Origin of the sequence: Sphingobacterium litopenaei, assembly GCF_014692495.1 — a bacterium.
In the GTDB taxonomy this organism is placed as follows: domain Bacteria; phylum Bacteroidota; class Bacteroidia; order Sphingobacteriales; family Sphingobacteriaceae; genus Sphingobacterium; species Sphingobacterium litopenaei.
Genome location: NZ_JACOIJ010000003.1, coordinates 13,153 through 28,502 on the forward strand (window position 1 = coordinate 13,153; position 15,350 = coordinate 28,502).

13 protein-coding genes are annotated in these 15,350 nt (G+C 34.7%); 9 read left to right on the forward strand and 4 right to left on the reverse strand.

The window, feature by feature from the left end:
* Nucleotides 1–10: 10 nt before the first annotated feature.
* A complete protein-coding gene (locus tag H8B04_RS02250; protein WP_190301310.1) occupies nt 11–1,849 on the reverse strand; it encodes an ABC transporter ATP-binding protein in 1,839 nt (612 codons plus the stop codon).
* Nucleotides 1,850–2,034: 185 nt separating this feature from the next.
* Between H8B04_RS02250 and H8B04_RS02255 the strand changes: the two genes are divergently transcribed.
* From H8B04_RS02255 to H8B04_RS02265, 3 genes are all read left to right on the forward strand, one after another.
* The gene (locus tag H8B04_RS02255) at nt 2,035–3,195 is read left to right on the forward strand and encodes a pyridoxal phosphate-dependent aminotransferase (RefSeq protein WP_190301311.1); all 1,161 of its coding nucleotides are present in this window, start codon (nt 2,035–2,037) and stop codon (nt 3,193–3,195) included.
* Between the two features lie 24 nt (nt 3,196–3,219).
* Nucleotides 3,220–4,059 carry a prephenate dehydrogenase gene (locus tag H8B04_RS02260; protein WP_190301312.1) on the forward strand — a complete coding sequence of 280 codons (840 nt, stop codon included), beginning with the start codon at nt 3,220–3,222 and terminating at the stop codon, nt 4,057–4,059.
* Nucleotides 4,060–4,437: 378 nt separating this feature from the next.
* Complete coding sequence (locus tag H8B04_RS02265) at nt 4,438–5,289, forward strand: hypothetical protein (protein WP_223815210.1); 852 nt, start codon at nt 4,438–4,440, stop codon at nt 5,287–5,289.
* Between the two features lie 231 nt (nt 5,290–5,520).
* On the opposite strand, the gene H8B04_RS02270 is transcribed toward H8B04_RS02265, so the two are convergent.
* The gene (locus H8B04_RS02270) at nt 5,521–6,114 is read right to left on the reverse strand and encodes an LURP-one-related/scramblase family protein (protein ID WP_190301313.1); all 594 of its coding nucleotides are present in this window, start codon (nt 6,112–6,114) and stop codon (nt 5,521–5,523) included.
* A gap of 81 nt (nt 6,115–6,195) precedes the next feature.
* On the reverse strand, nt 6,196–6,717 hold the full coding sequence (locus H8B04_RS02275) for a hypothetical protein (protein WP_165289642.1): 522 nt from the start codon (nt 6,715–6,717) through the stop codon (nt 6,196–6,198).
* A gap of 284 nt (nt 6,718–7,001) precedes the next feature.
* Between H8B04_RS02275 and H8B04_RS02280 the strand changes: the two genes are divergently transcribed.
* Entirely contained in the window at nt 7,002–7,700 is a 699-nt protein-coding gene (locus H8B04_RS02280; RefSeq protein ID WP_190301314.1) for a LuxR C-terminal-related transcriptional regulator, read from the forward strand.
* 69 nt (nt 7,701–7,769) lie between these two features.
* Here H8B04_RS02280 and H8B04_RS02285 read toward each other — a convergent pair whose 3' ends face one another.
* Nucleotides 7,770–8,051 (reverse strand): GNAT family N-acetyltransferase, encoded by a 282-nt coding sequence (locus H8B04_RS02285; protein ID WP_165289640.1) that lies wholly within the window; start codon nt 8,049–8,051, stop codon nt 7,770–7,772.
* Between the two features lie 138 nt (nt 8,052–8,189).
* Between H8B04_RS02285 and H8B04_RS02290 the strand changes: the two genes are divergently transcribed.
* The 5 genes from H8B04_RS02290 to H8B04_RS02310 all read left to right on the forward strand — a co-directional run bounded on the left by H8B04_RS02290 (nt 8,190) and on the right by H8B04_RS02310 (nt 15,299).
* Nucleotides 8,190–9,506, forward strand: a complete 1,317-nt coding sequence (locus H8B04_RS02290; protein WP_190301315.1) for a BamA/TamA family outer membrane protein — start codon at nt 8,190–8,192, stop codon at nt 9,504–9,506.
* Between the two features lie 13 nt (nt 9,507–9,519).
* Nucleotides 9,520–11,586, forward strand: coding sequence for a TonB-dependent receptor (locus H8B04_RS02295; protein ID WP_223815212.1), 2,067 nt, complete (start codon nt 9,520–9,522; stop codon nt 11,584–11,586).
* Between the two features lie 82 nt (nt 11,587–11,668).
* Nucleotides 11,669–12,454, forward strand: a complete 786-nt coding sequence (locus H8B04_RS02300) for an N-formylglutamate amidohydrolase (RefSeq protein WP_165289637.1) — start codon at nt 11,669–11,671, stop codon at nt 12,452–12,454.
* A 6-nt stretch (nt 12,455–12,460) separates the two neighbouring features.
* A complete protein-coding gene (locus tag H8B04_RS02305; protein ID WP_317170631.1) occupies nt 12,461–14,287 on the forward strand; it encodes a flavohemoglobin expression-modulating QEGLA motif protein in 1,827 nt (608 codons plus the stop codon).
* A 4-nt stretch (nt 14,288–14,291) separates the two neighbouring features.
* Nucleotides 14,292–15,299 (forward strand): ATP-grasp domain-containing protein, encoded by a 1,008-nt coding sequence (locus H8B04_RS02310; protein ID WP_190301317.1) that lies wholly within the window; start codon nt 14,292–14,294, stop codon nt 15,297–15,299.
* The last annotated feature ends 51 nt before the right edge of the window (nt 15,300–15,350 follow it).

The window sequence follows — 15,350 nt, forward strand, 5'->3', positions numbered from 1 at the left end:
AAACGCTTTATTAAGCTTCAACAAATTGTTGCATGTCGATTAATCGTTTATATAGTCCATTTTGATTAACTAATTCAGCGTGCGAACCTACTTCTACAATTCTTCCTGCTTCCAACACCACAATTTTATCTGCATTCTGAATCGTACTCAAACGGTGTGCAATCACTACAGTAGTTCTATTCTCCATTAACTTGTACAACGCATCCTGAACCAATCTTTCGGATTCCGTATCTAAAGCCGAAGTAGCTTCATCCAACAACATAATTGGAGGATTTTTCAATACGGCACGTGCAATACAAATACGCTGACGCTGACCACCCGAAAGTTTGGCACCGCGATCACCAATATTAGTTTGATAACCTTCTGGAGTTTGCAAGATAAATTCGTGCGCATTTGCAATTTTTGCAGCCGCTTCTACTTCTTCTTGTGTTGCACCTACATTTGCAAAAGCAATATTATTGAAAATAGTATCGTTAAAGAGAATAGATTCTTGATTAACCGTACCAATCAAAGCACGCAAAGAATCTTGATTCAAGGTCTTAATATTCTTGCCATCAAAAAGAATCTCACCTCCCGTCACGTCCATAAAACGCGGAATCAAATCCACCAAAGTAGATTTACCACCACCTGAAGGACCAACTAGGGCTACTGTCTGACCTTTTTTAATCTCTATATTAATATTCTTTAATATCTCTTTTTCGCCATAGGAGAATTGTACATCATCAAATACCACACTTGATTCGAACGACGAAATCACTGCTGCATTTGGAGCATCTTCCACTTTATTTTGTTCATCGATAAGCTCTAACACGCGTTCACCTGCTGCAATACCATTATGGACATTGGAAAACGAATCTGTCAATGCTTTTGCAGGACGCATCACCTGAGAGAATATCGCTATATAACCGATAAATTGTGAAGCTGTCAAATCACCTTCACCACTCAATACCAAACTACCACCGTACAACAATATGATAGCGACCATTACAACACCCAAAAGCTCTGAAACTGGTGAGCCCATTTGTTGACGGCGAACCATTCTTCGCATTATCTTAGAATAGTTTTCACTTTCTCTGTTAAATCTATTTTTGATGAAATTGGATGCATTGAATGCCTTAATGATTTTGACACCAGATAAAGCTTCATCCAAATTTGATATCATTTTACCGTAAGATTCTTGTCCTTCCTTAGCTTGTGATTTTAGTTTTTTCACAATTCTTGAAATCACAAAAGCCGACACCGGAATCACTAACATCGAGAATAAAGTCAGTTTTGTCGATAAGGAAAACAAAACAACAACATAAGCAATTAACTGAAGCGGCTCTTTAAAAACAACCTGCAAAGTTCCTGTAACTGAGAATTGTACAACCTGCACATCTGATGCGATTTTGGAAATAATATCACCCTTACGTTGATTAGAAAAATAACCTACATGCAGATTCATCACATTATCAAACACTGCTTTGCGAAGATTCAGCAAAGTATGAATGCGTAAGTTTTCCATGATACGCTGCGAAAGGTAACGGAATAAATTACTAATGAAAACCGAAACAATAATTACTACACAGACATATTTCAACGCCTCGTAAGGTCCTAAATCGTAATACAATCTATCAGCATAATAGGTAAACCAATCCCCAAAATCTAACCAACTTCCTGGTTTCTCTACAATACTTTGTGCTTGGATGTTTATATCCCCTGTGCCTTTAAATAAGACTTGTAATAATGGTACTAATAAGGCTAAGTTTAATGTCCCGAAAACAACAGTTATTAATGTACAAATAATATAAGGTATAGCATATTTCTCAATAGGCTTTGCAAAGGATAATAATCTAAAATATGTTTTCATTCAATAATTCTCAATAAGCAAAAGTAGTAAAAATGACGGTCAATTAATTGCATATCGGAATTTACGTTCAAATTGTTGCATAGCAGTGATAAAATGAAAGTATACAAAAAATATAGACTTTTATGCTTTAATAGTTCAACAAACCGATTAAGTTTTTATAAATTTAGCACCAAATATTTATTTTGATGGAAATTCAAGTAGCGAAAAGATTACAACATACCGAAGAATACTACTTTTCAAAGAAATTAAGAGAGATTGATGAGATGAACAAAGCGGGTGCTGAGGTTATAAATCTGGGAATTGGAAGCCCTGATTTGCCACCTCACCCTGAAGTAGTAAAAGTTTTGAGCGAGCAAGCTGCGCTTAGTAATACACATGGTTACCAAAATTACAAAGGTGCTCCTGCCCTTCGACAATCCATGGCAGATTGGTATGCGCGATATTACGCGGTAAATCTAGACGCAAATACAGAAATTTTGCCATTAATAGGTTCTAAAGAAGGAATTGTACACATCTGCATGACGTATTTGCAAGAAGGCGATGAAGTATTGATCCCAAACCCAGGCTATCCAGCTTATACGAGTGCAGTGCGCATCACAGGAGCTACTCCTGTTCCTTATACATTGACACAAGAAAGCAATTGGCTGGTGGATTTTGAAGCTTTGGACCAATCGGATTTATCCAAAGTTAAAATGATGTGGATTAACTACCCACATATGCCTACCGGTGCTTTAGCAAATAAAGAATTTTTTGAGAAAGTCATTGCTTTTGGTAAAAAGCACAATATCCTCATCTGTCACGATAACCCGTATAGCTTTATCCTGAATGACTCGCCAGAAAGTATTATGGCTGTTGAAGGTGCCAAAGAGGTGGCGATAGAATTAAATTCTTTGAGTAAATCTTCGAATATGGCAGGTTGGCGTGTGGGGATGCTTGTGGCTAATGAAACACGTATTGGTGAGATTTTGCGTTTCAAAAGCAATATGGACTCGGGTATGTTTTTACCTTTGCAATTAGCTGCCGCAAAAGCTTTGAGTTTGGATAAATCTTGGTACACACAATTGAACGAAGCATACACTGAACGTCGCAAGAAGGTTTTTGAAATCATGGATTTATTAAATTGCCAATACGATTTAAATCAAGTAGGTTTATTCGTTTGGGCAAAAGTTCCATCAAATTATAAGGATTCGTACGAGCTAAGTGATAAGATCTTGTACGATGCTAAAGTTTTCATTACTCCTGGTGGGATTTTTGGTTCTGCTGGCGAACAGTTTATCCGTATCAGTTTATGTGCTAATAAGGATACTCTAGAAAAAGCAATCATACGCATTAAAGAAAATATTTAGGTAGAAAATAGTAAAATACAATATATGAACGTAGCTATTGTCGGAATAGGTTTGATAGGTGGTTCTGTAGCTATCCGACTAAAAGAAACTAAATTCGCTGATAAAATCATTGGCGTAGATAAGAATGAAGCCAACCAAAAGAAAGCTATTCAATTAGGATTGGTGGATGAGATTCAAGATTTGGATGAAGCTATTGCTTCTTGTAAAATCATTGTGTTAACCGTTCCGGTAGATGCGATTATGCAATTGACACCATATATCTTGAACAAAATCGCGGACCAAGTAGTTATCGACATGGGGTCAACGAAGATTAATATCTTACAAAAAATTGCGGAACATCCTAAACGTGGACGCTACGTGGCAGCCCATCCGATGGCAGGTACTGAATATTCGGGTCCTGAAGCAGCTGTGGCAGGATTGTTCAAAGACAAGAACATGGTTTATGTAGAAGCTTTCAAATCGGACGAAGATGCATTTGATTTGGCTGACGCCTTGACTGATGCGCTAGAGATGAAGACTTTGTTTATGAATGCAGAAGAGCACGATATGCATACCGCTTATGTGTCGCATATCTCGCACTTAACTTCATTTGCTTTGGCTTTGACAGTTTTGGAAAAAGAAAAATCACAAGGACGTATTTTCGAATTGGCGGGTTCGGGTTTTGAATCTACGGTTCGTCTAGCGAAATCTTCTCCGGATATGTGGACACCAATTTTTAAACAAAACCGTGAAAATGTATTGGAGGTATTGGAAGAACATATCAAACAATTGCAAAAACTGCACAATAAACTAGAAAAAGAAGATTACGAAGGCTTGCATAAGCTCATCAAGAAATCCAATAAGATTAAACGAATTATAAAATAACCAAAAGAGCGATTAGTCGCTCTTTTGATTTTATGCTTCACTTGATGATTCTAATTTTATCGACCGCATTGATGGTGCTTTATTATCTTTTTTAATACGTTAATAAAATTCTTCTTACCTCTATTCTGAGAAAATATTTTGTAGACAAAAGCATCCTTGTATCAACTGAGCCTATTAGTAGGTATAAGATTCATGTTATCTCTAAGCTTCTTATGGACAAATGAAAAGAAATAGCATCTAATTGTATCAGACTGTAGCTAAACAACAATTTTTTTCTTTAAATTTAACCTACACAAGTTTTGGCTTATCCTGCTGGACCTCAGTCATGACGAAAACTTTACGGTTATTAAACAGCATCTCTCAATCCTAATACTTTTATTGCTTGTCAACACAACATTTGGTCAAACCTATGCGAACCTTCATCAGCTAGATCATACAAAAGTATATTATAGTTCCGACGCCAAAGAAAGGGCTATTAAGATTTTAGATAATGTCGCTAAAGCTGAACATTTTTTTCAAAGCGAATTTAACGTGAAAGCCGATTACACGTTATTAGTTCTGTCTCCTGCGGATTGGAAAACATATGCTCATCCAAATGCTATTTATGGAATTCCACACTTTCTTCCCGATGGAAGACTAGTCGTAGCTGCAGAAAATAACGACTTTTGGAAAAGGAACACTCCTTTTATTGATAAAATCCCGAACGAACTTGCGACCATATTGAAAGAAACTTACACAGATAAAAATGGAGAAATAGCGCTCACCGATTTTTTTGATTTACTTGCTGTACATGAGCTAGGCCACGCTTTTCAACATGCCGCAGGAATGCTCAAACAACGTACTTGGCTCTATGAAACCTTCTGCAATGTTTTGCTTCACACTTATTTTGCCGAGAAAAATCCCGCCCAACTTCCATATCTCACTGTATTTCCACAGGTTGCGATACAATCATTTCCTGCGGAAAGACTAAAATACAACACACTCGAAGATTTTGAAAAGTATTATAACGAAATAGCCACAAAACATCCTGACAATTACGGTTGGTATCAGTGTTGTTTCCATGTTTTAGCAGCAGAAATTTATGATTTGGGTGGTAAAGATGTGATGAAAAAAATGTGGGATATACTAATGAATCAAAATGAAAAGCTAAATGATGATGATTTGACAGACTTATTGATTAAAGCTCACCCTGCATTAGAGCAAGCTATAACAAATTGGAATAACCAATAATCTTCCCTAATTCGCATAAATAATATTCTTCTAGTCGCACTTTAGGTGCTAATTAGTATTATTCACGAAATGAAGATTTCACTAAAGTAAATAACAGTGATGCGTTGTTTCGGAAAGAAGTCATAATAGATGAGATTTCTCATTTCGTTCTTCTTCATTAGAAATGACGTAATTATTAACCTCTAATTTTTTGATTCCTCCTATCGTCGAAATAACAATTTATATAATTCGCTATCCCCTACTTCGTTCATTTAATACCATCAATGCTAAGCTTAATACCATTCTTTCTTCGTTGACTTCTTTTTCTGTGATCTTATGTACGGTAAACTTTCTCCCGAAAAAAGAAGGTTCTTTGTTTAACTCAAAAAGCTCTTCCCCTTCGTTTGCAGAAAGTATATAGGATGGATTAAAGACATAACCAGAAAGCATTCCTATAATTGGAATTTCGCCAAAAATCCCATCCCATAGTTTTACGAAGGCATTCTTCTCTTGTATAGTATGATCATGGTTGTCGTAAGTATCCATTAATTTGAACGTGGATTTCCATAAAGAATGAATGCTTTTGCGTCTTACTTTTCCTATTATATTTCCTTGTGGATTGGTAATAGTAAATGTCTGCTGAAAATCAATAAGTTTATTAGACTTGATCTCATAGAGCAATTCTGATTTTGAAGAATCACTATACACTTTCATTTGATCTCTCCAAGTCAATATCTTTTCCCGAACATAAAAAATAGTATTTCCTAAAGCATCTGTTGCTTCGAAATCGTTCGAGAAGGTGGTGATTTTAAATTTAAAATGAAGTGGATAATTATATAAACTCATTATTTTTCTAGTTTTACTTATCACAAAATATAAAAAATCCCGAATATTTTGCTTTTCGGGATTACAATGTTTATATAAAGATTAATATTTTAGCTTAAGTTTATCAAAAACTTTTGACCATAACCAAATCGGACCGAGCGTTAAAAGTTGCCAAAACATCTTCCCTGAAAATTCTTTTTCTTTTTTGCCCATAAACCACAAACCTAACAATCCTACAAAAGCTATGATTGCGCTAACCAAATACACCGCAGGACCTCCATCTTTTTCTACATATTCTAACTGTACGATAAAAAAGCTCATAATTCCAATGCTAAACAACATGGCATAGGATAAGGTTGGAGCCAATTTGAGATAGAGATAAATAATGATTGCAATATAAAAAGATCCCCAGTTTAAAAATGTTTGCGCATTCATCTTTTGTAAGAAATCTAACTGTGGAAACGGTATCATCCACACCAATCCCATAACTCCAAAAAATGCCAACGTCATAAAAAAGGTATAGCCTAGCTTTGATCCTAAAATTTGCTTATCCAATTCTTCGAAATATACTTCAACTGGTCTTTTCGGCTCAGTTTTAACGCTTTTCTTACTCGATTTATTCATGCTGCAAATCTAAGGAATATATTCAAATTTCTATTGTATGCAAATTTTTACAAAAGCGACTTCTAACCGATGTAAAATAATTTTTAAAAATACTATAGAGTCTAAATTACTATTTAAAAACATGAAAAAGCAATGAAACTATTATCCTAATAAAATATTTTATACATGATCAAAATATTACATTTACCTAATGTTAATTTTATTTTTATCCAGCAAATATCAATTCCAAATTCGGACAAAATGCGATAACATTAGGTATATTTGCGTACCAAACACTACCAAATATGTCTATTGAAATTAAAAATGAAAGATGGAAGGATTTATTCCATAAACAGAATTCTATTACAACAAAAGAACAAGAAAATAAATCCCTAGTTGATAGCTACTATTTTATATTCGACTGCGATTTAAATGTAATTTCATTTATGAATGCTGCATTTAATACTATAACTGGCTACGACGAGAAAACTTTTACCGTGGAAGATCTTATTGAGATTATTCACCCTGATGACAAAGATTATTTCTTTGAATGTGAAGAGAAAGATTTACTATTTAAGAACAAATTAAGATTCAACGAACACTTTAATTATCTCTACTCTTATACTTATAAAATAAGAACAAAAGAAGGAAATTATATTACTATAAAACAAACTTGCCAGGCTTTAGAAGTTAGTAATACAGGCGATTTAACCAAGACTTTAGTCATTCACCAACGAATAAATGATTATCAGGAGCGTCCTATAAATGACCGTCGATTATACGATAAGACGCGTAACATTTATTTAGATATGGAAAACTGTTATAAACTAACAAAGCGAGAGCTTGAAATTTTGAAATTGGTACAAGAAGGATTGAACAGTACAGAAATTGCAAATAAACTTTGTACAAGCAAGTATACAGTGGATACGCATAGAAAAAATATTTTGAACAAAACGAACTCAAACAATTTTATTGATTTGATTCGTAAACTGTCTCAAGCGTAAGAAGGTGAAAATAAAAAGAGTTCTTGAAATTTCTTTCAAGAACTCCACTAACCCCAAATTACATAAATTTTATGCCCTAACATCACGAATATCGATGTCCTTATCGAATACCGATTTTGCAAATGGACATAACGGAACTATCTTAATATTACCTTCTCGAGCGAAATCTACCGCTTTCGACAAAAGTATTTTTCCTACGCCCTTACCTTTTTGATTCTCATCTACTTCGGTGTGGTCTATTATTATTTTATCTGTTCCCGCCTTTGAATAGGTCATCTCTCCTATCTTTACTCCGTCTTCCAACGCAATAAATGCACCTTTGTAACCACTATCTTCATGTTTTACTATCATATCTTATTACCTAAATATAGATAGGTAACAATTTAGTATTTTGAATTGTTTTATTAAACTATATAATCGTGATTATCATTTGTTTATTCTATTTTTACAGATTGAATAAACATGCACAACGCTTATAATTTAATGTACTTGGAAAATCTACTTAAATATTTTATCTGCTTACTTATATTTTTTTTAATTGGTTTTAATACGTCAGTAGGGCAAATTAATGGTACTCATCATCATTTAGATTCCTTAAAAAACACTTCTGACACAAAATCATCAACCTCACAACACACTGACTCTCTTTATGATATAGTCGATCTTTTAAAGGATATAAATCCGTTTAAGAATAAAAGTAAAGAAAATTTTGCAAAAAAACGTTCTCCAATTTCATATTTACCAAATATTAATTATAATCCTAGCATAGGTTTCCAGATTGGGCTTAAAGCTGTAGGCGGTGTTCACTTCGGAGAAAAAGAAAACACGAGCATGTCTGTGTTTGCAACAGCGCTAAATTATACAACTAAAGGAATTATTATAGGCTATCTTTTTCACGACACTTATACCAAAGAAAATAATTGGAATCTCAAAGGAAGTCTTCATATTGCCAAAATGGTCGGCTTGGATTATGGATTAGGAATCGGTGTTCCATTGGAAAATCCTTCTCCAGAAGAATACATTTTGAATAATCCCGACAGAATAAGATATGTAAATAATTATACCGTCTATGGATTGAGTGAACGAATTTATCGCCAGCTTTCAGAAAACTTATTTTTAGGTGCTGGGGTATACTTTGATTTGAAAAGAAATATTACCACACTTGGTTCGGATGAAAATAATCCATTAGAAATCTACAGCCAACAAAAAGGTTACAGTTCTACCATGAACAACAATAATGGATTGATGTTCAATGTGCAATATATGACACGAGATAATCCAAATAGCGCATACAAAGGAACTTACACTGATATCGTACTACGAGCTAACCAAACCTGGCTGGGAAGTTCTCAAGAAGGTTTTCAATTGCTTACTGACTTTCGTAAATACTGGCAGTTATCAACCATGAGGCCTAATCATGTACTTGCTTTTTGGTATTACGGTTCTTATAACGTGGGCGGTGATTTAGGATATTTAGATTTACCTGGAACAGGAAAAGATCCATACGCGCGATCTGGAAGAGGTTATACGAATGGTTATTTTCGTGGTAAGTCCTATGCTTATGGTGAGATAGAATATAGATTTCCTATTCTCCGCAACCAATTTTTAAGTGGTGTTGTATTTGGAAATTTACAAACTATCGATGACGAAATCGGAAGTAAAATGTTCAGGCAATGGCAGCCTGCTGGAGGTGCTGGATTACGTATATTGTTTAATAAACTGACACGAACAAATTTATGTGTGGATTACGCCTTTGGTAAATTTGGCCAAAGAGGTTTATTTTTAGGTTTAAACGAAGCTTTTTAATTCTTATTTATTTATGAAATATTGTTTTTTGTTAGGACTCATTTCCTTTTCAAATGGATTATTTGCACAATCTGATACCACTTCTACATCTCAAATTAGTTTGCAACCCGTCGAGGTTAAACAATATTTTACCAATCAATCTATTCTAGAATTAACAAGTAGCGCGCATACTGTTTCTTCCACTATTATCCAATCACAAAGTCCCACTACACTTACTTCGGCTATGAATAGTGTTCCAGGAATTCGTATGGAAGAACGCTCGCCTGGCTCTTATAGACTGGCTATGCGTGGAAGTTTAATTCGCTCTCCCTTCGGAATACGTAATACAAAAGTTTATATAGATGAATTACTTTTTACCGATGCAGGAGGTAATACCTATTTTAATATTTTGGATCCGCTAGCTATTTCGCAAGTACAAGTAATAAAAGGTCCAGATGGTTCTCTTTTTGGGGCAAATTCAGGAGGGGTGATCCGTATTCAGCCATTAGGCCTTACGAATGCACCTAATGATATTTCATTACAGATAACAGCTGGTTCTTTTGGTTTGTTTAATCAAAATTTAGGGATTACAAGAAAGGTTTCCGATAAATATCAATTTGCGTTCAATCAATCGCTGTTATCTTCGGACGGATACCGTGAGAATTCTGCTTTTAATCGGAAAACATTTCAAACGGCTCATCAAATAAATTATAATTCGAAAGGCGTCTTAAAAGTTTTTGTATTGTACACTGATTTAGACTATCAAACACCAGGAGGATTGACCTTAGCACAATATGAAGAAAATCCTCAATCCGCACGACCTGCCGCAGGACCAAATTCGAGTGCTACAGACCAAAAAGCAGCCATTTATAACAAGACTTTTTACACTGGTATAGGACACGACTATCAAATTTCACAAAAACTCTCTCACTTCTTGGGCATTTTTGGTTCGTATACGGATTTCGAAAATCCCTTTATTACGAATTATGAGTTCAGAACAGAAAAGAATATTGGATTAAGAACATTTTTATCTTATCAAGAATCAAATGCAATAATACCTTTTCAAATACAAGTTGGCGTAGAAGGAACGAAAGGCTGGAATAAAATTGACAATTTTGATAATAATAAGGGAACAGTTGGCGATCCGCAGGCTAATGATTTACTAGACAATGATCAACTCAATTTCTTTTCTCGTATTCAGCTTAATTTATCTAAAAACTGGCTGCTGGAAGGTTCTCTTGGTTTGAACAAAAACAGTATTCACTTCGAAACACTATTTCCAGAAGATGCTGCCAGTAAAGGTGATATCGATTTTGAAGATGTGTGGATGCCTCGCGTAGCCACATCCTATCAAATCGGAAATCAAATGGCTTTTCGGGCGTCTGTATCCAAGGGCTACTCCACACCTACACTAGCAGAAGTGCGATCATCTGATAATATGATTAATCTATCCCTGCTAGCAGAAAGTGGAATTAATTATGAACTCGGTTATAAATTAACGCCTACAAATAAAAGTTGGCTAATCGACTTGGCTATCTATAACTATAATATGGATAATGGTATTGTACGAAGATTGAATGAAACTGGTGTAGAATATTATGCAAATGCTGGTGAAATGCATCAAAAAGGCGTAGAATTATCATTTTGGTCATATTGGAATATAAGTGATAATTTCCTGAAATCCATCCAGTTCAATACAGCCTTTTCCTACAATCATTATAGATTTGGAAACTATAGTAACGGAACGAATGATTATTCCAACAATAAAATAACTTCGGTTCCGGATTGGACGCTTACAAATTCCTTAATTTTCAATTTTGACAAACAGATTCAATTAAACGTATATCATAATCATACAGCAGAAATTCCTTTAGATGATGCAAATATCGTATTTGCGGATAAATATGATTTGGTTCAAGCAAAATTAAATTGGACAACACCACTCTCTAAGTTGGCCACAACGCTTAAACTCTTCGTGGGAGTTGACAATTTATTAAATCAAATATACAGTTTAGGAAATGATATAAACGCATTCGGAGGAAGGTATTTTAATGCCGCTTCTCCACGAAATATGTATTTTGGTGTAAAACTTTCATTTTGAAATAATTAATTAATTTTAAATACAGATTATTTCAAACCTTTTCATTGGTCGTTTGTTCTTAAATTAATCAACTAACGGTCCAATGTCTTTAGAAATTCTATATCAAATTAAAAATGAAGAAAGCCCATTTTGGGCATTTGCAATTCATGATGGTCACCAAATCTGCGAAGAACTGATTCCCTACATCGCTCTTACGGATACGGAGCGTTTACGCGAGGAAGACCCTTATACTGCCGCCATTGCAGATTTACCTATCAATCAATTTATAGTGGACACCTCACGGTTTCAATTAGATTTGAACCGTGATCTGGAAAATGCAGTATATTTACATCCTGACCAAGCGTGGGGATTAAATGTATTTCGGGCAAACCTTCCCTCTAATTATTTGTTAGAATTATACAGAGAGCATCAATCTATTTATTATATCATTGAAAGACATTTATCGACAACGATTAAAAAATTCGGGTATTTTATAATTTTTGATATTCACAGTTACAATGCAAAAAGAAAAAGTACTTCAGAAGAAGTCGACGAACAGGCGAATCCTCAAATTAATCTGGGCACCTATTACAACCATGAAAAATGGAGAGGATTAATTGACGAAATGAGTGCTTCTTTCCAAAAATTGAAACTTGATAATAAAAAAATTGATGTGCGTGAAAATGTAAAATTCAAAGGAGGTAATCTTGCTCAACACATCATCAACCAATATGGCGAGTTGGGATGTGTTATCTCAATTGAATTTCGTAAAGATTTCATGGATGAGTGGACTGGAAAAGTTTATCCAGGAAAAGTTGAGGTTTACAACCAACTTTTGAAAAATGTCTTGCAATCCATGAATTTGTACCTACAAAAAATTCAAGTGTAAGCACGAGTGGAAGAAAAATTATTAAAACATATCAAAACATCGATCCGCAATAGGGAATCTTTCCATGAACAGATTCCCCATGTGGGCAAAGTAGTATTCAACAAAGTAGTTCCTTATTTCTTTTTATATCGTATTCCATATTCTGAAACTAAGCAAAGCATGATTTCAGATCTTGCAAAATCGCAGCTTTCCAGCATTATTTTTAAATATGAGTCCGATGCGGTAGATCAATGGATTAAGGATATTGCACTTACAATAAAAGAAGAGTTCGGGAGCTGCCTGATTGTGGAGATTTGGACAGAAACAACAAATAATGATGATATATCTATCTACGTAGCCCAAAAGGTCGCTTTGCCTTTAGTGGAATACATCCATAAAAATATCAAGCTCGAAGCCCCAGACCTGTCCTCAAATATTATTAAACAAAGAAAAACACCGAATAATCCGCACTACAAACCCTTATTTTCACTTAATCAATTACAAGAGGATAATATTTACCTCATTGGATTAGGAGTTAAAAATTCATTTATCAATGCCGCTGGAGATATTTTTCCGTTATTGGAAAGACATTTTCGAGAGTCTATGAGTAAGACTCTTTCACGGACATTTTTCGAATATCTCCGCTTGTACACTAATTTGAATCCAGCAAAGTTCAAATTAAATGTTCATAAGGAAATAACACCTAATATTTTTGAGATTGACAAAGCACTATTAGTGGAAAGTCAGCGTTTTGATTTCTTAATGTTGGTTACACCTACGAATGTGCAGGAAGCTTGGCAAACTTTCAAAAACAATCGATATGCTAAAGCTCCTGTATTTCAATATAGGCCAATGCCTATTGATCCAGATCTTGTGAAAAGAAATCTATATAATCTACCTATTGAAGATATTCACGATCCGAATATAGCATACTTATTTAGAGATAAACGAAGAGAATTGGATGAAATGATGAGTATGCTGGATGACAGAAATACTCCTGATTTTGTTCATGGAAGTTTACAAGTTTTTGGAAACGTGAGTGACAAATTAATGCATGTTGCGGAGGCTCTCATCACTGTCATAGAAAATAACAATGTAAAATCTATCAAAAGTGAAGATAAAATCAATGCGCAACAGTTCGCGCAAATGGCGACGGCAGAAATTGAATATTTAAAATCACAACATCCTGAACTAAATACCTCCGTACGTGTTCGTAATGATGTATCAGGTGTAATGGTAAATCGCGGGGTGCTTAATATAAGTTCCAATTATAAAATCACCAAAGAAAGAGCCGAAGCACTGATACAGCATGAGGTAGGAACACATATTGCAACTTATTTTAACGGAAAATCACAATCCCTACAGTTATTTAGTTTGGGAGTGCCTGGATATGAAAAATTGCAAGAAGGTTTAGCTGTATTTGCCGAGTATATGGTCAATGGATTGAACAATGAAAGATTAAAAATCCTGGCTGCTCGAGTAATTTGTGTGCGACATATGTTGATGGGAAATACCTTCATCGATACATTTTCGATGTTAGTTGAACAATACTGTTTTACTGAAGATGTAGCTTTTCTGATTGCTATGCGCGTATATCGCGGAGGAGGATTGACCAAAGATGCTGTGTATTTACAGGGATTAATAGAGCTTATTGAATATATACGTGAGGGACATGATATTAATATTTTGACAATTGGGAAAATCCGAAAAGATTACATTCCAATTATCCAGGATTTGATACAGAGAGGATATTTGAGACAGCCAGCTGTCACCCCGCGTTACTTATCAAAAGCTTACGCCTCACGCTTAGACATGATAAAAAAAGAAGGATCTATATTTAAACTTATTAAATAATTATATGAAAATAGCATTTCTAATAAATCAAACGCATAAAGAAGAATCTTATTTTTCGACAACATGGATGGCGTTACATGCCCTAAAACGTGGTCATATAATTATGTATATAGGTTTAGCAGATTTTGTTTACGTTGATGATACGCACATTGATGCCCATGTTCGTCAAATAGGGCCTGAGGTAACTGTATCGGATAATGAAGAACTTTTAGAAAAATTGAAAAAACAACCTAAAGAAAGAATTTCTATGATGGATGTGGATATATTGTGGTTACGATTTGATCCTGTCATGGATATGCTGAACAGGCCGTGGGCAGCATCTATGGGACTACAGTTTGCACAATTGCTTAAAAAATTAGGAAGATTAGTTATTAATGATCCTGATGAATTGATTCAAGCGAGCAATAAATTGTATTTGGAAAATTTCCCGAGAGAAATTCGACCAAAAACTGTCGTAACACGCAATTACAGTGATATTTTAGATTTCATGAATAGTCAGAATGATAAAATAATTCTAAAACCTTTAAAAGGATCTGGCGGTAAAAATGTGTTTATGATAAGTCCTAATGAACTACATAATCTAAAACAAACTGTAGAAGTAATTGCAAGAGATGGTTATGTTATCGGTCAAGAATATTTGCCAGAAGCGACCAAAGGAGACATGCGCTTTTTCTTGTTAGATGGGGAACCGATTGTTATTGATGGAAAATATGCGGCATTGCAGCGCGTACAACCACAAGGTGAAATTCGCAGCAATATTCATCAAGGAGCTACAGCAGAGGTTGCTACTGTGACGGAAGAAACTTTAACTTTGGTCAAAAAAGTAAGCGATAAACTTCGTTCTGATGGTATGTATCTGGTGGGATTAGATATTGTTGGAGATAAAATCATGGAGATTAATGTTTTTAGTCCTGGCGCTTTAAGTGCAGCAGGACAACTAAATGGAGTTGATTATATGGAATACTTGATAACCCATTTAGAACAAAAGGCAAAAACCTTCTACGGTAGTTAACATCACACCTATTATTTTGATACCTTTGGAATAAGTATTATTCGAAAATCT

What these genes read in the sequence shown, in the direction of transcription:
- H8B04_RS02250 (WP_190301310.1), bottom strand. Translation starts at nt 1,849, where the DNA reads ATGAAAACATATTTTAGATTATTATCCTTTGCAAAGCCTATTGAGAAA.
- H8B04_RS02255 (WP_190301311.1), top strand. Translation starts at nt 2,035, where the DNA reads ATGGAAATTCAAGTAGCGAAAAGATTACAACATACCGAAGAATACTAC.
- H8B04_RS02260 (WP_190301312.1), top strand. Translation starts at nt 3,220, where the DNA reads ATGAACGTAGCTATTGTCGGAATAGGTTTGATAGGTGGTTCTGTAGCT.
- H8B04_RS02270 (WP_190301313.1), bottom strand. Translation starts at nt 6,114, where the DNA reads ATGAGTTTATATAATTATCCACTTCATTTTAAATTTAAAATCACCACC.
- H8B04_RS02275 (WP_165289642.1), bottom strand. Translation starts at nt 6,717, where the DNA reads ATGAATAAATCGAGTAAGAAAAGCGTTAAAACTGAGCCGAAAAGACCA.
- H8B04_RS02280 (WP_190301314.1), top strand. Translation starts at nt 7,002, where the DNA reads ATGTCTATTGAAATTAAAAATGAAAGATGGAAGGATTTATTCCATAAA.
- H8B04_RS02285 (WP_165289640.1), bottom strand. Translation starts at nt 8,051, where the DNA reads ATGATAGTAAAACATGAAGATAGTGGTTACAAAGGTGCATTTATTGCG.
- H8B04_RS02295 (WP_223815212.1), top strand. Translation starts at nt 9,520, where the DNA reads ATGAAATATTGTTTTTTGTTAGGACTCATTTCCTTTTCAAATGGATTA.
- H8B04_RS02300 (WP_165289637.1), top strand. Translation starts at nt 11,669, where the DNA reads ATGTCTTTAGAAATTCTATATCAAATTAAAAATGAAGAAAGCCCATTT.
- H8B04_RS02310 (WP_190301317.1), top strand. Translation starts at nt 14,292, where the DNA reads ATGAAAATAGCATTTCTAATAAATCAAACGCATAAAGAAGAATCTTAT.